Origin of the sequence: Francisella sp. SYW-9 (genome assembly GCF_008711465.1) — a bacterium.
Classification (GTDB): domain Bacteria; phylum Pseudomonadota; class Gammaproteobacteria; order Francisellales; family Francisellaceae; genus Francisella.
The window spans coordinates 13,057-33,404 of the sequence record NZ_VXKQ01000016.1 but is presented as its reverse complement, the minus strand read 5'-3'; the positions used below and the strand labels follow the sequence as shown (position 1 = coordinate 33,404).

Here is a 20,348-nt window from a genome sequence, read left to right as displayed (position 1 = left end):
TTAAGTAAATTATTTATAAGTGGACAAATTATATAACAAGCTCATATTTTTTTACATAGTTTCACATTAGATAAGAATGAATAAAATAAATATCAACTAAATAAAGTATTATAATAGAAATGAAGTATTAGAAAAGAAAGTTGTTAAAATTATTTGTTTTGTTTTAAAGGAGCTGAAACACTAGCTTCAACACGTTGATTACGAGCATCAGATTTGCTTATACCAGGAATAGTATAAGTATACCCAAAACCTTTAGTCATTATTTTACTACTATCTAAACCTAACTCTTCCATATAGCTAGAAACAGCTTCTGCTCTTTGCTTAGAAAGTTTTTTATTATATAATGCAAACTCCTGTCCTGTTTGACCTTGAGATGCGTATCCTTTAATAGTTACAGAAGCAATATTCTTATCTTTCATATACTTAACAAAAGATGATATCGCCTCTTTACCTCTTGAATTAAGAGCAGCGCTATCATAAGCAAATTTTGTATCAAGATAAACAGTAACATTACTACCATTTACAGTGTAACATGCAACTCCATCTTTAGTTAAATTGAAGTTACCTTCACATTGTTTAATTCCTTCTGGAAGCACATATTTAGACTCATCTATTGTAGGTACTGCAGCTGTAGTTTGTGCAGCTGTTTTAGCACCATTATCTTGGATATTAGCAGTATCATTATTAGAGTTAGCTTTACCGCCAAAGAACCATGTTAAACCTGCGCCTACTACGTTAGTCCCAGCTCTACCGTTCTCACCAGAAGTATTAGGAGCCATTGTTTGGATATATCTATAATCAACACTTGCTTGAACATCTCTAGAAAGTTCAAACTTAAGACCTCCACCAGCATCCCATGCACCAGTTGCTTGACCAGCTAAATTAGCCCAACCAGCACCACCAACAGCATATGGAGTAAACATAGTACTATTACTAAAGTTAACAACACCTTCTCCTAATCCAGCAAAATCTCTACCTACTAACTGGAAATATTGAACTCCTAGATATTTATTTATATTGTAACCAAGAGTAAAGTTAGCAGCTGCGCCTGAAGGTGAATTTGGAGTTCCTGCAAGACCACTAGCTCCAACACCTAAATACCATTGACCTGTTCTATCTTGTGGTCCCCATGTATTATTTTCATTTGTTAAAGAGCTGTAAGTGTTAGCAAAAGGCTTGATGAAAGTGTTTGATTCAAATCCACTATCAGCAGTAGTTGAAGTAGCTACTGACTTATCAGTATTAGCTGACGTACTTGTATTATTAGAACTAGCTGCAAAAGACATTGTAGCTGTGCCTAATAGCACAGATGTAGCCATAACGATATTTCTTAGTTTCATCAAAAACTCCTTTCTTAAACTTGTTTTAATATTTTATAATTGAAATACACGACTTCTGTATATTACATTATTAGGGAGTTTTTTCAAGCTTTTTTTAAAGCAAATTTAAGAAACTAGTTTATGGTATTTTTCTAAAAGTTGCTCTTGAGTTTCTACTCTGTCAGGATCAGTGATTATACATCTAATAGGACAAACTTTGGTACATTGCGACTCTGGAAAATGTCCTACACACTCGGTACATTTATCTGGATCAATTTCATAATATTCTTCTCCTTGAAATATAGCTTCATTAGGACACTCTGGCTCACAGATATCACAATTTATACAATCATCAGTAATTAATAAAGCCATAACTTACCCTTTATTACTATATTTTGCTTCTATTTCTCGAAATACACACTCAGGAACAAATTCATCAACACGCGTGTAGTTATGAACCGCAACCGCTCTAACTAAAGTTGAAGATATACATGAGAATTTTTCACTTGGCGTAAAAAATATTGTTTGAATATCACTATTTAGTTTATAGTTCATACTCGACATCTGATATTCATAGTCAAAATCTGAAACTGCTCTTAACCCTCTAACAATAGCACAGGCATTATGTTTGACTGCTGTATCTACTAGCAACCCCTCAAAACTAACCACTTTAACTCTTTTATTATCATTAAAAACTTCTTTGATCATTTGCTCTCTATGTTCTAAATCAAAAAGAGTATTTTTACCATAAGCTGTTGAGACTGCTACAACTATTTCATCAAACACATTTAAAGCTCTATCAACTAGATCAATATGACCATTTGTTATAGGATCAAAAGTTCCAGGATAAATAGCTATCTTATTCATAATATAATTTAAAACAATCCTAGTTCTAGTTTTGCTTCTTCAGTCATTAGCTCTGAATTCCACGGCGGATCAAAAACCATAACCACATCAACCTTATCAACATTAGGTAACATTGCAACACGTCTTTCAACATCTGTCATAAGAACTGGACCCATACCACAGCCTGGCGCTGTAAGAGTCATATCAATAATAACATGAAAATTACCATTCTCTAGCTTTCTTGTAACAACATTATAAATCAAACCAAGATCAACAATATTTACAGGTATCTCTGGGTCATAAACTGTTTTCATCTGATCCCAGATTGCATCCATATTTATAGGATCTCCTGGCTTGATATTATATCCTTCAACAGGATATTTAACTACTTGTTTACCTATAGCATCGGCATCTTTGCCATCTAGATGAAGTAAATTACCATTTACATTTAGTGTGAAGCTACCACCTTTATCTTGAGTCACTAATGCCTCTTGGCCTGGCATAAGCTCAATTTCATTCCCAAAAGGCACAGCGATTGCTTTAACTTGCCTTCTAATTATAGTTACATCTGTTGTTTTCATTTAAATATTCCCTAAACTGTAAAACTCTCACCACATCCACAGCGCGCTGATTCGTTTGGATTTGTATATTCTAATTTATATAAACCAAAATCATGCTTAACATAATCAATCTTTAAACCATTTAAAAAGTCCATAGATTTATTAGATACAAAAAATTTCAAACCATGCTGATCAACTTCTGTTGTATTATCAGGTTGCTTTGCTACAAAATCAATATCGTATGCTAAGCCCGAACAGCCCATAATTTTTGTACCTACATATATACCTATATTTGAAGAATCTTTAGCTAAATGCTTTTCAAAATGCTTAGCTGCAGCTTGAGTAACTTCTAAAATATTACTATTAGGATCAAAAACTTCAACCATAAACTTAATCCTCTAAAATTATTATTGTTTATTTTAATTGAGATATTACTTTTTTCAATGCTTTAATAAATAAGTCTACTTCTTCAAAAGTATTATACATCCCAAAAGACATACGCACTGTTGCCGTCACACCCATTCTATAAAGCAGAGGATGAGCACAATGTTTCCCAGTTCGCACACACATACCTTTAATTGCTAAAAGCTCGCCAATGTCTCCAGCATTACATCCATCTACGACAAATGTAATAACTCCTGCTTTATGCTGAGCTTCACCAATTATTCTTAGTCCATCTATATTCTTTAACTGTTCAGTTGCATACTTTAAAAGATCTTGCTCATAACTAGCAATATTATTTATACCTACTGAGTTAACATAATCTATAGCTTGACCAAATCCTATAGTTCCAACGATATCTGGAGTTCCTGCTTCAAATTTATATGGAGGTAATGCAAATGTTGTTTTATCAATTGTTACATCATCAACCATATCACCACCATAATTATAAGGTGGTAGTTTTTTTAGTAAATCATATTTACCATATAAAACTCCAACTCCAGTTGGTCCATACAATTTATGACTTGAAAAAACAAAAAAATCACAATTCAAATCTTGCACATCGACCTTCGAATGAATAACTGCTTGCGCACCATCAACAATAGTTAATATACTTAGATTTATTTTTTTAACTTTTGTAATAATTTCTTTGACTGGATTAATCGTTCCTAGAACATTTGAACACAAAGTTATTGCTAAAACTTTTGTTCTATCTGTTATTAAAGATAGTAGGTTTTCTATATCAAGCTCACCGTTATCTTTAACTCTAGCTACTTTAAAAGTCAAACCATGATCTTCACATAACATTTGCCACGGTACAAAATTAGCATGGTGCTCCATTTCTGTTACTACAATTTCATCTCCTGCAGAGACCATAGATTTACCAATAGAGCTTGCTAAAAGATTAATTGCTTCTGTTGTACCTTTGGTTATAACAACCTCTTCTGATGATTTAGCATTGATAAAATGTTGCACTTTTAAGCGTACATTTTCATATTTATCACTAGCTTCTTGGCTAAGCGAATACACACCTCTATGAACATTTGCATAATTAAATTTATAAGCTTCAGCAACAGCATCTATAACAGCTTGAGGTTTTTGTGCTGATGCTCCAGTATCAAAAAAAACAACTGGCTTTCCATTAATAGTTTGCTTAAGAAATGGAAAATCACTTCTAACTTTTTTTACATCATACATACTTTAGATTGCCTATTTAATAATAAATCATCTAAATTATACTAAAATAGTATAATATTACTAGTGGAATAAATTTTTACTTAAGATAAAAGCTAGGATTTAAAATTAATTATTAACACACTGGGACATTTGTAGCCAGACCACCTAAAGAGGTCTCTTTATACTTACTACACATATCTAAGCCTGTCTCATACATCACTTTAATAACGTAATCCAAACCTACAAAACGCTTTTCCCCGCTGTCTAAGTGTGCCAATTTAGCAGCATTTATAGCTTGAACTGCTCCCATAGCATTACGCTCAATACATGGAATCTGCACCAAACCACCTATGGGATCACAAGTCAAACCAAGATTATGTTCCATTCCTATTTCAGCAGCTGACTCTATAGAGTCAAGATCACCACCAAGTAAAGCACAATACCCTGCTGCAGCCATAGAACAAGCAACTCCAACCTCTCCTTGGCAACCAACTTCTGCTGCTGATATTGAAGCACCAGATTTATACAAAACACCTATTGCAGCACAAACTAGAAGATACTTATTTACGACTTTCTCAAACTCACTTTGATTAATAATTTCATGAGTTTGTAAATAGTATTTAAGTACAGCAGGAATTATACCAGCAGCACCATTTGTTGGAGCTGTTACTACCCTTTCACCACATGCGTTTTGCTCATTGACAGCAATAGCGAAAGCATTTAAATAATTAAAATCTGTATTTTCTAAATTTTGAGCTTTTAATTTTTTAATCATACTAGGAGCTCTTTTTCTTACTTTAAGCCCTCCTGGTAAGGTAGTTTCAGCACAAGTTAAACCTTTTTCAATTGATGTATCCATTACATGCCAAATCTCAGCTAACTTTTTAAGAGAATCTTGTTCTCCATAAGCTACCTTTTCATTCTCAAACATTATTTCATCAATTGTTTTATTATCTCTTTGACAAAGCTCTCTTAATTCAGCCATACTTCTAAACTTATATGGTTTATTACATGGTACTTCTGTAGGAACCTCATCTTTCTTAATTTGTTTTTTATCAACGATAAAACCACCACCTATTGAAAAGTATTCTTTTTCACAAAGCAATGTTTCTCCATTAAATAAAGAAAATCTCATTCCATTAGCATGTTCTGGTAAAAACTCATCATAATGAAAAACTAAATCTTTATCATAATCAAAATCAATTCTAAACTCTTGATTTAAATCTAGTTTTTTCTGAGTTATACAATCATCATATAATTTTTTTGCTAACTCAATATCTACAGATTCTGGTAAAAAACCCATTACACCTAAGACAGCTGCATAATCTGTTTTATGACCCTTACCTGTTAATGCTAATGAACCAAACAAATCAATTTTAATTTGTGTAGTACTAGGCAATTTATCTTTGTACAGATTAACAAAGTCACAGCCAGCTCGCATTGGTCCTATTGTATGAGACGAAGACGGGCCAACCCCTATAGAAAAAAGTTCAAAAGTACTTTCCATTAAAATCTCCCAAAAAGATATGAATTTTTGAAAACTGCAAAACAACTATTTATATCTCATTTTAATCTTTTTTCTCTAATTTTCCAATCAGGCATATAGCTCTCTATATAATTATAAAACTCTTTTGAATGATTTGGGTGTGTCAAATGGGCAATCTCATGTAAAACAACATACTCTATTGCTTCAATATCTCTTAAAATTAGGTTAAAATTTAAATTAATAGTTTTCTTAATATAATTACAAGAACCCCAACGTGTTTTTGTCTTTTTTATAGTAACTCTTTGTATTTCTTGATTTGTTATTTTCAAAAATTTTGCCACAAGATTATTTAATATAATATCAGCTCGATCCCTATAAAACTCTTCTAATAACTGTAACTTAAACTCTCTGTTACCTATAACACTTGGATTTAGTAAAAATTCAAAATGATCCTCATGCTCATAAATTAGATTCTGCTTTGAAGGTATTGATTTCACAAGATATTCTCGACCTAAAAAATAAATATTAGAATCATCTTCTAATAGATATTGAGTATAATCATACTTCTTATTAGCTGATAATCTTTTACTATGTTTTTCTATCCATGATTTTTTTGATTCAAGCAGTGCAAAAATTTCTTTTTTAGTTACACCTTTTGGAGAAGTTACTGTAACTAGGCCCTCTTTATTTAAAGAAATCTTTAGATTTTTAACATTTTTATAAACTATATCAACTTTATAGTTCATTATTAATCAAAACTATATGTTTGGTAGGAGCCTAAAACCTTAAGAAAAGTACTTTTCTTGAGAACTTCTAATAAAGTTTTTTGAATATGCTCATCATCTTCAGAGCCTTCAAAATCAACAAAAAATAAATAATCCCAAGCTCTGTCTCTAGATGGCCGTGACTCTATTTTTGTCAAATTAATATTATATTTTCCAAAGATATTTAGAGTGTTAACTAAAGCATTTGGCTTTTCTTCAACAGAAAATATAAGAGTCGTTTTATATTTATTACTATCAGAGTTAACTGTAATTGAGTCATAGCCCATTAAAAAGAAACGCGTATAATTAAAATGCTCATCCTCAAACTGATTTTGGAAAATTCTTAATCCATAAGTCTTAGCAGCAAGCTCCCCTGCTATAGCAAGATGATTTTTTTGCTTAGTTTCAAAAATATGCTTCGCTGCTCCTGCTGTATCAACAAATGCTTCTGGCATTAATTTTAATCTTTTTAAACTTTTAGTACATTGAGATAGTGCTTGAGGATGGGAAATTACACTCTTTACATCTGCGATTTCTGTATCTGGCAATCCCATAAGACAGTGTTTAATTTTTAAAACTATTTCGGCTTTTACCTTTAAACTACTTTTAATCAGCTCATCATATGCTGGAACTACTGAGCCTCCTAAAGAGTTTTCTATAGGAAGCATCACAAAATTTGATTTGCCTGCAATAGTATGTTCAATAGCATCTGCAAAAGAATGGCATGGTATAGTTTGGAAGTTTTTTACGCCTTGCTGATTTAGAAAATTAGTTATAGCCTGCTCGGAATATGCTCCATGCTCACCTTGGAATGAAACTTTAATCATAAAAATATTTTAGATAATTATTTAATAAATAATAATACAGTCATTTGAAAATTATTAAAACAATAACCTATGCAACTAAATAAACAAAATATAGATTAGTGGGCATTTTGCTGATGTAGTGCCGCTTCTATACCTTGCTGTATTTCATCTGCTGTTAGGCAATATTGTTTAGCGATAATACAAGTAATAAAACTAATAATTAACAAAACAGCTGCTGCTGAATAAAAGTCTAAAATTCCTATCCCACCAAAATTACTCAAATATGACACTATTGATACAGCGACAATATAGAACCAAAACCAGATAGACTGCTTAAAGTGCCAAGAGATTTTTTCTGATTTATCAGCTCCAAAGTTTCTATATGCTCCAAGCATAAAGATAGCTATACAAATAGCTATGCCTGATTTAGATACGATATCCCAACCACTCCACAAGAAGACTAATGTAGATGAGAAAACACCTAATAAAGATATTAAAAATACTCCTTTTAATTTAAAAGGTCTATGAATGTTTGGAAGTCTATGTCTCATAGCTAAAGTTGAAGTGGCACCTGTTAAATATGTTAAAGATATTAATGAAGTTAAAAATGTTGTCATTGTTTGCCATCCTGGGAATGGTGCAAACATTATCATAGCAATCAAAAAATTTAAAATAATTGCATAAAGAGGCTTATTTGTAACAGGGTTTAATTTATTCAATACTTTTGGCATATAGCCATTTGATACCATTGCATTTAATGAGTTTAAGGCCACACAAAAATATAGTAACCCAGCAACTAATGGAAATAATATCGCTCCAAAATACAAAAAGTACATAATCCAAGTCTGACCTAAATCTTGAGCAATTAAAGCAAATGCTCCAAAGCTAGAGTTACCTTTAGGGAAAAGATATTGCACTCCCCATTGATTACCATGTAAATATTTAGAAGCTATTGTTACATATGCAATTTGTAAAAACAAAAAAATAAACAAGCAAGTGACTATTGTTCCTATAGTCGCTATAGGGATAGCTTTTGAAGGATTCTTTGTATTACCAGCCATTTCAACAATAGTTTTAAAACCTACAAAGGCATAACCAATACCACCTAAAGATATCGCTGAAAATACTCCATTCATTCCATATGGCATAAATTTGAAACTATGTTCAACTGTTTTTGAACTTAGTTGAGGTAATGTATAGCATAAAGCTAATAAAGATCCTCCAATAATTATTGGAACAACAACTTTAAATAAAGTAATTATATTATTGATCTTTACTAACCATCTTAATGAATAAAAGTTGAAAGCACAAAACATTAACAATAGTAATATAGCTAATGGAGTTCCATACCCTGATAGAGCACCTGTTTTGACATTTATTAAACTAGGATAAAAAACTGCCAAATATTGTATTACAGCTTGCACTTCTATAGGAGCTAAAACTAGATAAGAAATCCATGTAATCCATGCAAAGATATAGCTTAGTAATGTACCATGAGTTATATGAGGTATTCTAGATGAAGACCCTTGCACAGGAACAATAGTACAGCTTTCTGCAAATGTTAATGCGATAAAAACCATCAAAACTGCACCAATAATCCAAGATAATATCGAAGCTGGACCAGCATACTCAGAAGTGTATTGTGCTGAAAACATCCAGCCAGAACCCATAATAGTCCCTATACCTATTGCTATAAGGCTACCTACAGTTAGCTTATTTTTTGCCATAAAACAAATATTTTTTTATACCGTAACTTTCAGTTTATGTTCAGAGTAATTAAAAGTAAAGTTTTATAATGACTTGAGGCTAGGTTTCTTTTCTAAGAATTCTTTGATTTAAAGTAGCGATAATGTCGTATTCTATAGTTTGTAAGTTTTTGGCTATAGCTTTAGCACTATTTAACCTTTCAGGCTTATTTGATATAAGCTCTACTCTGTCACCGACTTCAAAACTTTGATCATTACTACCTAGAGATATTGCTAATGCATCCATATTTACTCTACCAATTATAGGATAATAGCTATCTTGAATATAAACAAAACCATTGTTTCCAAGAGTCCGAGGGAAGCCATCTCCATAACCCACTGGAAGTATAGCTATATGCTCACCTTTTTTGCCAACATAACTTATAGAGTATCCAACCTCAAATATTTTATCTAACTTTATTAGCTTCACTATTTGTGTAACCAAGCTTGCAACCGGCTTAATAGCTTCTAATTGTTTAGAAACATTAAAATCAGGTAAAAAGCCATAACTTAATATCCCCGGTCTAACCATATCAAAAGCTATATTATTCTGACCTATACATCCATATGAGTTTGCTAAGTGACAAATGATTTGGTTATTTATAGCTTTTACAAATTGTTGAATTTCTATAAACCTATTTATTTGTACTTGATTAAATGAGTTATTTTTTTCATCAGCACAAGCTAAATGACTATATACTCCTTCTAGATCAATATATTTAGATCTTTGAACTTTATCTACTATATCGGCAATATGCTCGCTATTTATTCCTAGCATATTCATGCCCGTATTGGCAAAGATATGTACTTTAGCTTTTTTAGAGTTCTGCTTTGCATAATATTCTATTTCTGCAATATCACTAAATCTATGAATACTGAGTCTAATTTCTTTGTCTATTAACTCTTTAAGATAGCAAGTTTCAATAGTTCCAAATATTAGTATAGGTGTATTCAAACAATTTTTATAAACCTCTAAAGCCTCACTAGCACATGCAGTAGCATAAAAATCAACTAGATCTTTTGTATTCTTGACAACAATATTTAAATCGTGGCCGTAAGCATTAGCCTTGACTGGTAGACACAGTTTCGTCTGTGTGTATCTTTTTATTATAGAAATATTATTTCTTAATGTAGCTATATCTAACTCAAGAAAATTTATATCCATCTAAAAATCACCTAAATATTAAATTTATGCTTCATGTTATCCATAAAATGACCTATATCTAAACTAGATAAAAAGTTTTGTAGACGTGTTCCACAACTTCCATCATAAATCATAATAACAAAACTAAACACAACTACATCAACTAGAGAAATTTGATCATTAAAGAAATGTTTTTTACCATTTAAAAAACCTGATATTGCTAATAAGTTCTCCTCAGCCTTAGAGTAAATCTCATCATTTGTCAAATTAACAACTCCAACTGCTTTAAGCTGGCGTAATGTATTTCTTTTAGCTACAGGATAAATAATACTAGCCATTGCCTTAGGTAGCTTTGTAGCTTCTATGAAATCTTTTTTCCAATTAAAATTACTTTTATCTGCCCAACGACTATATACTCCAACCCAATATAAGCTATCTTCACATAATCGAATAAAAGCTGTCGAAATAGCTTTTTGTTCTAAGCTCAAATGATCATCTATACCTGCTTGATTTTGCTGCTCAAGCATTTTAATTATAAGATTACTATCAGCAAACTTCTTACCCATAGTTTCTATATATGGCATTTTACCTGTTGGAGATTTATTAAACTCTAAGTTAAAGTGATTTTTATAGTTAATATCCATAGTTTTAAAATAAAGTTCTAATTTCAAACAAAATGGACTACAACTATAGTTTCTATCTTTTAAAGGGGGTAACTGTTGTAAATGAATCATATACGTTCCTAATTATCAAAATCTATAATATTATTTGCTGGCTTATGTGATGAGTTCTCTTGCTCAGATATAATGTTTTCTTTAACAATATCTGCCTTTTCAAAATTTGATATCACAACTTCATCAAGCCTACCGTTTCTTATAACTATATACCCTCTATATCTCTCATCACAGGTTGCTGTATTATAGTCAAACGAATACACTCTATAAAACACTATTTTCTTATTTTCAAATTTCACAGTAATCTTACGTAAGCATACTGTATCATCTAATAAGTCTAGATTATGCTTTTGCGACGAACGCTCAGCAACCCCTATAGCATATTCTTTATTTTTCATAAAATTACGCCATACAAAAAAACATATTGCTAAAAAAATTATTGTATATAAAGCTACCGACATACTATTTAAGTTAAAATATCAATTAATAGATTATTATATGGTAAAATCTATCCGTTATAAAATATAAGAACGAAGATACTTTGAAAAATTTAAAATATTTCTACGGATCAATTATCGTAACCGCTATTGGTATAGTCCTTGGAGAGTGTTTATATCCTTCGATACCTTTAGCTACAACATATACAGTATTAATATTAGCCGCACTAGAGATATCACTAAGTTTTGACAATGCTATTATAAATGCAAAAGTGCTTGGTCAAATGTCAAAGAAATGGCAAAAAATTTTTATTTATCTAGGAATTCCTATCGCAGTATTTGGAATGCGTCTAATATTTCCTATATTATTAGTAACTCTTTCCAGTGGTGCTCACTTTATAAATGTAATACACCTAGCATTAAATGACCCCGAAAAATACCAACAAATATTAGAACATTCTATGCCATATATTTGTAGTTTTGGTGGTAGCTTCCTACTTATGGTATTTTTAAACTTTTTCCTTAGTGAAAATGAAGGACATCACTGGATACCTCTAATTGAAAATAACCAATTAACAAACAAAGTTCGCCAATATAATGGCGGCTACATTTTCTTTGCAGTTGTTATTGGTCTTATTGTAATTTATATTGCAGATACTCCATATCAAGGAGAGCTAGCTATAGCATATCTCTTAGGTATAATTGTTCATGAAGGCTTAGGCCTACTTAACTCATTCTTTGATTCAGCTAAAGTTAGTACCCTAGATGTGGCTCGTAATGGTTTGATGGGCTTTATTTATCTAGAGATAATTGATGCATCTTTTAGCTTTGATGGAGTTGTTGGAGCTTTTGCTATTAGTACAAATATCATCATAATAATGATAGGCCTTGGTATTGGTGCTATGTTTGTTAGATCTTTAACTATACTTTTTGTTGAGAAAAAAACGTTAGCCAAATACATATACCTTGAACATGGCGCTCATTACGCAATAGGCTTTTTGGCTGCAATACTACTATTAAAAATATTTATTAATATTCCAGAATGGTTTAGTGGCTCTATAGGTATAGTGATATTAGCAATAGCATTTATTCACTCAATTCTTAATAATAGAAAAATATCTAACTAAATTTTTTTGACTTAAAAAATATACTTGATATAAAACTAATAACTAAAACAAAAGTTATAAGAGACAATCCACCATCATACCTATGCCATAAGTTATTGATACTATCATCATATAACCAACGCATATAGTTTGCACTAAATAAAACATAAAACCTATCTTCAGCTACAGTAGTGTGATCAACAATAAATCCAATTAATGGCTGTAAAATGAGGCCATTAAACAAATGTGCAATTGTTAAAATAAGTGAGTTAGCTAACATTCGACTACTTAAACTACTAACTGTCAAGCGAATCTCTTCATAGGCCAAAATTGTACTACCACATCCTACTCCAAATATAAAATTTACTATATAGCTTATTTCTAAGCGATAATATTCAGAAAAAGGAACATATAAAATTAGAATAATAGACAAAAGAGCTATAAAACTAAAACCTATTGCTACAAGCTGGTTTGAATACCTAGATGACAACCACCCCGCTAAAGGCGCTCCCACGGCCATTCCTATTGGTATCATTCCATTAAGACTAATAGCATTTTCATGACTAATGCCAAAAGTATCCATCTGATAACTTACATTAAATAAGTCTGAAAATGTTAAAATACCACTTAATAATCCTATAAAAAATAATACAGAAAACCAAAAACTTCTTTTAGTAAAAATCTCTTTTAACATCTGAAATAGTGATTTTTCACCTTGTTTGCTTTTGGTAACTTGCTGTTTTGAGACATTTTTATCGAATAAAGCCATAAGAAGAATTCCAACAATAAACAATAGTATTGCTAAAATAGTAAAACTAAAGTTATATGAGTGTCCAGATAGGAAACTCCCTGAAACCATGCCCATTGTTCCTACTAGAATATTTGCCACACATAGACTAATAGATACAAAAAGTACAAACCTCTCCTCTGGAAAGCTTGATTGAATCGTATAAATGACACTTAAAAACGCACACCCCAAACCTAAACCTAATAACACTCTAGATAATAATAGAACTTCAAAAGCCGATGTATTAGCAAAAATGACACATCCTAAAGCAGAAACTATAGCAGATCCTCCTAAAAATAATCGCGGAGAAGTTTTGTCAATAAGAATTCCAGCAAAAAGTTGGGATAATGAAAAGACTATAAAAAAAGTTCCTGAAATTATAGATAATTCAGTAGCTGATAAATGATTATTATACTGAATATCAGAGCCATATATTCCAAAAAGAACAGCTACAAAAATACTCAAAATAAAGAACACTTCTGTTATAGCCCAAAGAAAACTTTTCTTAAAAACACTCATATAGTCTTTCCATATTCATTTTTTATAATTGTTTACTTAATTGCATTGAAACATTTTTGCCTGTGTACGGTAAAGCAAACGTGGTTCATCTCCATAGCCTCCCATAGAACGATGATATACTAAAGTACTATCCCAAATCAATGTATCACCTGGCTCCCAATTATGGATATATCTATTTTCTGGACTATCAAAGCGACTCATAAGGTACTCTCTTATTTGATGCCATAATGAATTAGATAAGCCATTGATCTCTGCGACTTTCATACTTCCTAGATACAAACTAGGAGTACCTGTAACAGGGTGAGTTTGTATACAGTTATGAATCACCTCATCAATTTTATTGGCGGTTTCAGTATCAAAATCAGGTATATTTTTTGGAGTTATTTTTAACTTGTTAGTGTCAAAAAACTCTTTTAACCATTGTGGAATTACCTTTAAAATTCTTTGACCATCTAAGAATCCTGTTTCCCCTCCAATATTTGGTACGGTATGAGCATGCAAAAAGTTCCATACGTATATACCCTTACCAGGCCTAAAGTCACCATCTTGATACCAGCATTCAGTACCTTTATGATTTTTAATCAGGTTTCCATTTTTATCAATATTTGAAATTTTTACTACTGTTTTTAGGTCTCGAATCTGATTATTAAATGCCAAGCCTTCTGATAAAGTTATAGTCTCACCAAACTTATTTGTTATCTCGTGAAGATCTGCTGGAGTAAGTTTTTTGCCTTTAATATTAACAATACTATTTTTAGAAACTGCTTGAATTATTTTACCTACAGACTCTTGATTTATTTCGGTTAAATTAATATCTTTACCCATAGATGTTTGCTTAATTTTGTTCTCCGCTTTATTCATTTTTTGCTCCTTTTTGTGGTGTTTCTGTGAATATAATAAGCTCAATACTAAAATTAATAAATTGGCGCAATCATAAACACTGACGTGCATAAATGCACATTCCACAATAAGGAAATAATAAATTACAAAATTATAATAAAGATTTAAGTTGATTTATATTATTAGAATGATATTTAGCAACCTCAATAACTTTCTGTCTTTGAACATGTTCTACATAAGCAATAAACTTATTAGCAAAGCCAGCCTCATATAGTTGGTAATCAGTATAACCGTCTCCTACTACAATAACTTCACCGTTAATTAAGTCTTTAGCCTTTTCAAATGCTTTTAGTTTAGAATCACAAGCGCCATTAGAGTTATCAAGAGATACAAAACTATCGTTCTCATCCCAGCTAATATCAACCGCAAAGATATTTTGTCGAGCAATCCCTAGATAATCCGCAAAAGGCTCTATACTCTCAGTTAATCCCCCGCTAAATATCCAAATCTGATAACCATTATGTTTTAATATATCAACTAGCTCTGACATTCCTTGAGTTAGTAGATTTGGACAATATTTATCTGCAAAATCTCTTATACTTTGTTTAGTCGGACTTGCTATAGCTAACCTTCTTTCTAGAGATTCTCTAAAATCAAGATCTCCTTGCATACCTAAATTTGTGATATTTTCAATTTCTAGTAGCTTCTCTGGAAAGCCTTTTAATAGAGGTTCTAAAATTAGTTCTAATGATTCTTTTTTTATCAAAGTCGAGTCAAAATCAAATATTATATTTTTCATAAAAATTTCTACTTTAAGTAAATCCCATGTAGTGCTGGTGGAATTTGGATTGGCAAATATGCTTTATACACTAGACTTAAATCAGTCGCATTTAAATAGACAATATAACTTAATTTTTTACTACTATCGATTACATTAGCAAAGATTAAACCATCATCTTCGCTCTTTGCTTCTGGATTAGCAATAAAAATAGGTTCTGAAACATAATCATTCCCAAAATCATACTCAGAAACACCATTATTATATAAATCTATTTTTATTATACTGTTAAAAAACTCGGCTTGATCTTTACGATTTGCTAAATACATAAACTGATAATTTTTAGTCAGAAACTTCTCATTGATTCTCGCAAACTCAGCGTTTTTATCTGCAATTATTACTTTATCAGCTAAATTATTTTCAAGGTCTATAATCACCCTACTAACTTGCATTTCAAGCTTACAATCATCATTATTTATATTTTCAAAATAAAACTTTTTGTAAGGCTCTAGATTATCTGTATATTCTATAAAATCTAAATTAATTTTTTGGTCTTTTTCAAAAGCATTTGCAGTATGCAACATAACAAAACTAGGAGCATCAATAAGTTTTGTTTCGTGTGTATTTCTATTTACTATTAGTAACTGACATTTTGCATTATTATCATGAGATATAACTTCTGAAATTGGTTTAGATAGAAAGTCTATCGGGTTAGCTCTTAAAGGACCTAAATATAGCATAACGTAATTTTTTGTTAAAAATAAAGTATGATTATAAATAAACCGCTGATTAGAAAACTGGTGTAATATTTCTCTTTCACAACTATCTTTTGAGACTTTATAAAGACTGTATTTGCAATCTTTAGAAATATCAACGACGAAATTAAACTGCTCTTTTGTAACTGGATCAAACTGTGGGTGAGCGCAACTAAACTGTCCTTTAAGACCATCAGTGAATTTAAACTCTTTTAAAGTTTTGAGCTCTTTTCTATCAAACTCAAGCATAGTAGTAACTTCGCTAGTAGTTAGTAATTTATTTTTTATATTAAGAATATTTACATTAAAGCTTGGCTTTTCTGTTTGTAACCCAAAAATTGTCTTTATTATAGCTGTTATTTTTTTAAACTTTGAAGGTACCATAGTACCAAACTCATCGTACTTCATTCTGCCTTTTTTTGCGGCTAAATATTGCTCTGATTTTAAGTACTTATTTGAAAAATGAACCCCTTTTGAATCATTTTTAAAGCTATATAACATAGCTAAACCATCAAACCAATGATTTAACTTTATCTTGCCATACTCAAACTTAGCGGGACCAACTCGCAATATCTGCCCACTAAACCAACCTGGCAAGTTAGATATTTCAGGCTTTAATTCATAATTTGAGAATTCTTGATTAACACTAGCAAATACCGAAGCTAATTTACCCATAATGCCTCACAAACAAAATATCAATATAATATTTATTATACCTACTTATAATTTTTTATTGTCTGAATAGCATTTTTTTAGAAAAAATAAGTCAATATTGGGTAGTTTTTGTAATATCTATAGATCATTAAGATCTTTATTTTTCCATACAAGCACTTTATCCATACCAAAAGCTCTATTCAATCTTGGAATAGCATCTTTCAAATACTCCAAAGCTTTTTCTTTATCATGCTCACTTGAGTTTGCATCTTCTAAAATTTGTGCATTTTTAATAGCTGCTGCTATAGTGCCTTTACGTATAAATACCTCGTTAAAGACTGCACCATCTTCTTCATCCTTAATAAGTTGCTCAGGAGTTACATAGTTACTATTTTTCATAATTATCTCTCTTAAGTTTATTAATTATTTATAACTTATTGAATTACTTTCACTTTTCTTAAAGCTATAATAAAATTTGATTACTTTTATATAATCCTATAATTTAATTATATATATTAAAACTAATTGCTCTAGCAACTCTTATTTAAACTAATATTTGCATCTAAAAATGAAATATTTAGGCACTGATTATCAATAAAAATAGTTAACTATTAAAATTTACTTTTTTTCTATCAAAAAATTGCTTATCATTAAGCACCTTTATTAAACTATAGAATCTAAAGATGCAAAGATCTTCAAAAAAACCTTTGGTTTCTATAAAAAACCTATCAAAACAATTCGACGATGGGCATCTAGCTGTTGACTCTGTCAACCTGGAGGTTTATCCAAAGGAGTTTTTTTCGCTACTTGGAGGTTCAGGTAGCGGGAAAAGTACTCTTCTAAGAATGTTAGCGGGTTTTGAAAAACCAACTGATGGCAAAATTATTATTGATGGTGTAGATATGTCAAATACACCTCCATATAAAAGACCTGTAAACATGATGTTTCAGTCATATGCCCTATTCCCTCATATGACTATAAAACAAAACATTATGTTTGGACTAAAACAAGAAAAATCTCTAAATAAAGAAGATATTGAAAAAGCTACAGATAGAGCTCTTAAAATTATAAAAATGGATCATCTAGCAAAAAGAAAGCCTCATCAACTATCCGGTGGTCAGCGTCAACGTGTCGCTCTAGCTAGATGTCTAGCAAAAAGACCAAAGTTGATTTTACTTGATGAGCCATTATCAGCTCTAGATAAAAACCTTCGTGATCAAATGCAGTTTGAACTTGTTGATATTCAAGAACAAACTGGGAGTACCTTCATAATGGTAACTCATGATCAAGAAGAAGCTATGACTATGTCTACACGGATAGGTATAATGTCTGATGGCTGGCTAGAACAAGTTAGTACTCCTTCTGAAATATATGAATTTCCCAAGAGTAAATTTGTTGCTAACTTTATTGGTAAAAGTACTATATTTGAAGGACGTGTTGAAGAGGTTGATAGAACACGTAGTGTCATAACTTCAGAACAAGCTGGCACTTCTTTTGTATTACGTAGAAACATAGAAGCCATTGAAGATCAAGAAATCTGGATTGGTCTAAGACCAGAAAAGATAGTTATCAGCAAGGAAAAACCTGAAGATTATGATCCTCGAAACCCTGTCAACTGTATTAAGGGTATAGTTGAGGATATCGCTTATATGGGTGGTTTATCTACTTATCATGTGAGAACTACTAATGGCTATATAGTAAAATCTACAGACTTTAATATAGAAAGAAATGCTGATCACCCTTCATGGGATGATGAAGTATATCTTACTTGGGAATCACAAAATATCATGGTGCTGTACTCATAATGCAAAACTTAGAAAAAAGCTTTAGACATACTTTAGTTTATCTAATACCTTTTGTATGGTTTGTAATATTTTTACTTGTGCCATTTTTGTTTGTAGTTGGGATAAGCTTTACATTACCAGCAGATGGTACTCCTCCAGTAACCCCACTATTAGCATATAAACAAGCTACCATACATTTAACCTTTTACTTAAGTAATTATATTGAACTAATTCATTATAACTTAGTATTTATATCTCTACTTAAATCATTTAAGGTTGCTTTGATAACAACAGCTTTATGTATTTTAATTGGCTATCCTATGGCTCTAGCTCTCTCAAGAGCAAAGAAAAATATACAGCCTTTCTTTCTAATACTAATAGTTATACCATACTGGACATCTTTCTTACTTAGAGCTTATGCATGGGTAACCTTACTTGGTAATCATACTTTTAACAAGTTTTTAATGAGTTTAGGTTTGCCTAGTATGGCTTTACTTTATAATGATTTTTCAATGTACTTAGGTATGGTGTATTGCTACTTACCATTTTTAGTATTGCCTCTATATAGCACTTTGATAAAAATTGATCCTAGCTTATATGATGCAGCTGAAGATTTAGGTTCTAAGCCTATGAATTCATTCTTTAAAATCACACTACCTTTATCTATGCCAGGACTAATCGCTGGAAGCTTACTTATATTTATTCCTGCAATTGGTGAAGTTGTTGTACCTCAGATTATGGGCGGTATGGGCTCTCTAATGATTGGTAATGTTATTTGGGAAGAATTTTTCACTTCTAATAACTGGGGAATGGCTGCAGCAATATCTGTGGTATTAATAGTTGTACTAGTCTTACCTATTTTATGGATGCAACGCATTCAGACAAAAAGAACTTTTGTATAAAGGAGAATAAGCAATGAAAAAACTTACATTTAGTAATATTATGCTTATTTTAGGTTTAATATTCTTATATATACCTCTAATTATATTAGTTACTTTCTCATTTAGTAACTCTCAGATAATTAGCCTATGGGGCGGTTTTACATTTAATTGGTATCATGAACTTATACATGATCAAGATATTATTAGTGCTACATTTACTAGTTTAAAAATTGCTGTTATAACATCAATTATATCAACTATACTAGGCACTATAGTTGCATATGCTATGACTAGATTTAAATTCTTTAGATCTAGAACTTTCTTATATGGTCTTGTTGCAACTCCTCTGGTACTACCTGATATTATTCTTGGTGTTGCTTTACTATTAATGTTCTCAACACTTCAGCATCTAATTGGTTGGCCTCATGAACGTGGTACAACTACAGTTGTAATAGCTCATGTAACTATGTGTACAGCTTATGTTACAATAGTAATGCAATCTAGAATAGCTAGTGTGGATATTTCCTTAGAAGAAGCTGCTTTAGACCTAGGCGCAGGTCCCATAAAAACATTTTTCTCAATTACTTTACCTCAACTACTTCCAGCTATAATAACATCGATATTATTAACCTTTACACTATCAATAGATGATCTTGTTGTTACTGAGTTTGTTGCAGGAAGTGATAATCCTACGCTGCCTATGTATATTTACTCAACTGTTAAAAATGGTCCAACACCAGAGATAAACGCTCTAGCAACTATAATGATTAGTATAATTATCATAGGTGTTTTAGCTGGCATGTTTATATCAATGAAATTTCAAAAGAAGAAAAACTAAAATATAAA

22 protein-coding genes are annotated in these 20,348 nt (G+C 31.2%); 4 read left to right on the top strand and 18 right to left on the bottom strand.

Annotated elements, in window-relative coordinates; all coding sequences use genetic code 11:
* Positions 1-149: 149 nt before the first annotated feature.
* The 13 genes from F3D62_RS07895 to F3D62_RS07835 form a co-directional block, all read right to left on the bottom strand.
* Positions 150-1,340, bottom strand: coding sequence for an OmpA family protein (locus tag F3D62_RS07895; RefSeq protein WP_191092567.1), 1,191 nt, complete (start codon positions 1,338-1,340; stop codon positions 150-152).
* A 105-nt stretch (positions 1,341-1,445) separates the two neighbouring features.
* Positions 1,446-1,691, bottom strand: coding sequence for a YfhL family 4Fe-4S dicluster ferredoxin (locus tag F3D62_RS07890; RefSeq protein ID WP_150467709.1), 246 nt, complete (start codon positions 1,689-1,691; stop codon positions 1,446-1,448).
* A gap of 3 nt (positions 1,692-1,694) precedes the next feature.
* A complete protein-coding gene (coaD, locus tag F3D62_RS07885) occupies positions 1,695-2,186 on the bottom strand; it encodes a pantetheine-phosphate adenylyltransferase (protein ID WP_150467708.1) in 492 nt (163 codons plus the stop codon).
* Positions 2,187-2,194: 8 nt separating this feature from the next.
* Positions 2,195-2,746 (bottom strand): putative Fe-S cluster assembly protein SufT, encoded by a 552-nt coding sequence (sufT, locus tag F3D62_RS07880; protein WP_150467707.1) that lies wholly within the window; start codon positions 2,744-2,746, stop codon positions 2,195-2,197.
* A gap of 11 nt (positions 2,747-2,757) precedes the next feature.
* Positions 2,758-3,111: a HesB/IscA family protein gene (locus tag F3D62_RS07875; RefSeq protein ID WP_150467706.1), complete on the bottom strand. Its 354-nt coding sequence runs from the start codon at positions 3,109-3,111 to the stop codon at positions 2,758-2,760.
* Between the two features lie 28 nt (positions 3,112-3,139).
* Positions 3,140-4,363 (bottom strand): aminotransferase class V-fold PLP-dependent enzyme, encoded by a 1,224-nt coding sequence (locus tag F3D62_RS07870; RefSeq protein ID WP_150467705.1) that lies wholly within the window; start codon positions 4,361-4,363, stop codon positions 3,140-3,142.
* Positions 4,364-4,475: 112 nt separating this feature from the next.
* The gene (locus F3D62_RS07865; RefSeq protein ID WP_150467704.1) at positions 4,476-5,849 is read right to left on the bottom strand and encodes an L-serine ammonia-lyase; all 1,374 of its coding nucleotides are present in this window, start codon (positions 5,847-5,849) and stop codon (positions 4,476-4,478) included.
* Positions 5,850-5,905: 56 nt separating this feature from the next.
* A complete protein-coding gene (locus F3D62_RS07860) occupies positions 5,906-6,574 on the bottom strand; it encodes a M48 family metallopeptidase (RefSeq protein ID WP_150467703.1) in 669 nt (222 codons plus the stop codon).
* A 2-nt stretch (positions 6,575-6,576) separates the two neighbouring features.
* Complete coding sequence (pheA, locus tag F3D62_RS07855; RefSeq protein ID WP_150467702.1) at positions 6,577-7,419, bottom strand: prephenate dehydratase; 843 nt, start codon at positions 7,417-7,419, stop codon at positions 6,577-6,579.
* Between the two features lie 95 nt (positions 7,420-7,514).
* On the bottom strand, positions 7,515-9,125 hold the full coding sequence (locus F3D62_RS07850; protein WP_150467701.1) for an APC family permease: 1,611 nt from the start codon (positions 9,123-9,125) through the stop codon (positions 7,515-7,517).
* Between the two features lie 79 nt (positions 9,126-9,204).
* Complete coding sequence (alr, locus tag F3D62_RS07845; RefSeq protein ID WP_224732658.1) at positions 9,205-10,308, bottom strand: alanine racemase; 1,104 nt, start codon at positions 10,306-10,308, stop codon at positions 9,205-9,207.
* Positions 10,309-10,319: 11 nt separating this feature from the next.
* Positions 10,320-11,021, bottom strand: coding sequence for a glutathione S-transferase family protein (locus F3D62_RS07840; RefSeq protein WP_150467700.1), 702 nt, complete (start codon positions 11,019-11,021; stop codon positions 10,320-10,322).
* An 8-nt stretch (positions 11,022-11,029) separates the two neighbouring features.
* The gene (locus F3D62_RS07835) at positions 11,030-11,422 is read right to left on the bottom strand and encodes a DUF3301 domain-containing protein (RefSeq protein ID WP_150467699.1); all 393 of its coding nucleotides are present in this window, start codon (positions 11,420-11,422) and stop codon (positions 11,030-11,032) included.
* 80 nt (positions 11,423-11,502) lie between these two features.
* On the opposite strand from F3D62_RS07835, the gene F3D62_RS07830 reads away from it, so the two are divergent.
* Positions 11,503-12,525 carry a DUF475 domain-containing protein gene (locus F3D62_RS07830; RefSeq protein ID WP_150467698.1) on the top strand — a complete coding sequence of 341 codons (1,023 nt, stop codon included), beginning with the start codon at positions 11,503-11,505 and terminating at the stop codon, positions 12,523-12,525.
* Here the strand turns inward: F3D62_RS07830 and F3D62_RS07825 are convergent.
* The 5 genes from F3D62_RS07825 to F3D62_RS07805 all read right to left on the bottom strand — a co-directional run bounded on the left by F3D62_RS07825 (position 12,518) and on the right by F3D62_RS07805 (position 17,236).
* On the bottom strand, positions 12,518-13,810 hold the full coding sequence (locus tag F3D62_RS07825) for an MFS transporter (RefSeq protein WP_150467697.1): 1,293 nt from the start codon (positions 13,808-13,810) through the stop codon (positions 12,518-12,520). The two genes, F3D62_RS07830 and F3D62_RS07825, sit on opposite strands and share 8 nt — an antisense overlap.
* A 36-nt stretch (positions 13,811-13,846) precedes the next feature.
* Positions 13,847-14,671: a TauD/TfdA dioxygenase family protein gene (locus tag F3D62_RS07820; RefSeq protein ID WP_191092566.1), complete on the bottom strand. Its 825-nt coding sequence runs from the start codon at positions 14,669-14,671 to the stop codon at positions 13,847-13,849.
* A gap of 130 nt (positions 14,672-14,801) precedes the next feature.
* Positions 14,802-15,449 carry an HAD-IB family phosphatase gene (locus F3D62_RS07815; RefSeq protein ID WP_150467695.1) on the bottom strand — a complete coding sequence of 216 codons (648 nt, stop codon included), beginning with the start codon at positions 15,447-15,449 and terminating at the stop codon, positions 14,802-14,804.
* An 8-nt stretch (positions 15,450-15,457) separates the two neighbouring features.
* Positions 15,458-16,858 carry a carotenoid oxygenase family protein gene (locus F3D62_RS07810; protein ID WP_150467694.1) on the bottom strand — a complete coding sequence of 467 codons (1,401 nt, stop codon included), beginning with the start codon at positions 16,856-16,858 and terminating at the stop codon, positions 15,458-15,460.
* Between the two features lie 117 nt (positions 16,859-16,975).
* Positions 16,976-17,236, bottom strand: coding sequence for a hypothetical protein (locus F3D62_RS07805; protein ID WP_150467693.1), 261 nt, complete (start codon positions 17,234-17,236; stop codon positions 16,976-16,978).
* Between the two features lie 284 nt (positions 17,237-17,520).
* Between F3D62_RS07805 and F3D62_RS07800 the strand changes: the two genes are divergently transcribed.
* Genes F3D62_RS07800 through F3D62_RS07790 form a run of 3 tightly spaced genes read left to right on the top strand, consistent with a single transcriptional unit; the run spans position 17,521 to position 20,340 of the window.
* Positions 17,521-18,642 carry an ABC transporter ATP-binding protein gene (locus F3D62_RS07800; protein ID WP_150467692.1) on the top strand — a complete coding sequence of 374 codons (1,122 nt, stop codon included), beginning with the start codon at positions 17,521-17,523 and terminating at the stop codon, positions 18,640-18,642.
* Positions 18,642-19,523 carry an ABC transporter permease gene (locus F3D62_RS07795; protein WP_191092565.1) on the top strand — a complete coding sequence of 294 codons (882 nt, stop codon included), beginning with the start codon at positions 18,642-18,644 and terminating at the stop codon, positions 19,521-19,523. Before F3D62_RS07800 ends, F3D62_RS07795 begins: the two co-directional genes overlap by 1 nt.
* Positions 19,524-19,536: 13 nt before the next feature.
* On the top strand, positions 19,537-20,340 hold the full coding sequence (locus F3D62_RS07790) for an ABC transporter permease (RefSeq protein ID WP_150467690.1): 804 nt from the start codon (positions 19,537-19,539) through the stop codon (positions 20,338-20,340).
* Positions 20,341-20,348: the final 8 nt, after the last annotated feature.

Excerpts from the sequence above, each read along its gene's own strand:
- F3D62_RS07870 (WP_150467705.1), bottom strand. The coding sequence starts at position 4,363 with ATGTATGATGTAAAAAAAGTTAGAAGTGATTTTCCATTTCTTAAGCAA.
- F3D62_RS07825 (WP_150467697.1), bottom strand. The coding sequence starts at position 13,810 with ATGAGTGTTTTTAAGAAAAGTTTTCTTTGGGCTATAACAGAAGTGTTC.
- F3D62_RS07810 (WP_150467694.1), bottom strand. The coding sequence starts at position 16,858 with ATGGGTAAATTAGCTTCGGTATTTGCTAGTGTTAATCAAGAATTCTCA.
- F3D62_RS07890 (WP_150467709.1), bottom strand. The coding sequence starts at position 1,691 with ATGGCTTTATTAATTACTGATGATTGTATAAATTGTGATATCTGTGAG.
- alr (WP_224732658.1), bottom strand. The coding sequence starts at position 10,308 with ATGGATATAAATTTTCTTGAGTTAGATATAGCTACATTAAGAAATAAT.
- F3D62_RS07805 (WP_150467693.1), bottom strand. The coding sequence starts at position 17,236 with ATGAAAAATAGTAACTATGTAACTCCTGAGCAACTTATTAAGGATGAA.
- F3D62_RS07850 (WP_150467701.1), bottom strand. The coding sequence starts at position 9,125 with ATGGCAAAAAATAAGCTAACTGTAGGTAGCCTTATAGCAATAGGTATA.
- F3D62_RS07895 (WP_191092567.1), bottom strand. The coding sequence starts at position 1,340 with ATGAAACTAAGAAATATCGTTATGGCTACATCTGTGCTATTAGGCACA.
- pheA (WP_150467702.1), bottom strand. The coding sequence starts at position 7,419 with ATGATTAAAGTTTCATTCCAAGGTGAGCATGGAGCATATTCCGAGCAG.
- F3D62_RS07840 (WP_150467700.1), bottom strand. The coding sequence starts at position 11,021 with ATGATTCATTTACAACAGTTACCCCCTTTAAAAGATAGAAACTATAGT.
- F3D62_RS07800 (WP_150467692.1), top strand. The coding sequence starts at position 17,521 with ATGCAAAGATCTTCAAAAAAACCTTTGGTTTCTATAAAAAACCTATCA.
- sufT (WP_150467707.1), bottom strand. The coding sequence starts at position 2,746 with ATGAAAACAACAGATGTAACTATAATTAGAAGGCAAGTTAAAGCAATC.
- F3D62_RS07820 (WP_191092566.1), bottom strand. The coding sequence starts at position 14,671 with ATGAATAAAGCGGAGAACAAAATTAAGCAAACATCTATGGGTAAAGAT.
- F3D62_RS07875 (WP_150467706.1), bottom strand. The coding sequence starts at position 3,111 with ATGGTTGAAGTTTTTGATCCTAATAGTAATATTTTAGAAGTTACTCAA.
- F3D62_RS07835 (WP_150467699.1), bottom strand. The coding sequence starts at position 11,422 with ATGTCGGTAGCTTTATATACAATAATTTTTTTAGCAATATGTTTTTTT.
- F3D62_RS07865 (WP_150467704.1), bottom strand. The coding sequence starts at position 5,849 with ATGGAAAGTACTTTTGAACTTTTTTCTATAGGGGTTGGCCCGTCTTCG.
- F3D62_RS07815 (WP_150467695.1), bottom strand. The coding sequence starts at position 15,449 with ATGAAAAATATAATATTTGATTTTGACTCGACTTTGATAAAAAAAGAA.
- F3D62_RS07795 (WP_191092565.1), top strand. The coding sequence starts at position 18,642 with ATGCAAAACTTAGAAAAAAGCTTTAGACATACTTTAGTTTATCTAATA.
- F3D62_RS07860 (WP_150467703.1), bottom strand. The coding sequence starts at position 6,574 with ATGAACTATAAAGTTGATATAGTTTATAAAAATGTTAAAAATCTAAAG.
- coaD (WP_150467708.1), bottom strand. The coding sequence starts at position 2,186 with ATGAATAAGATAGCTATTTATCCTGGAACTTTTGATCCTATAACAAAT.
- F3D62_RS07790 (WP_150467690.1), top strand. The coding sequence starts at position 19,537 with ATGAAAAAACTTACATTTAGTAATATTATGCTTATTTTAGGTTTAATA.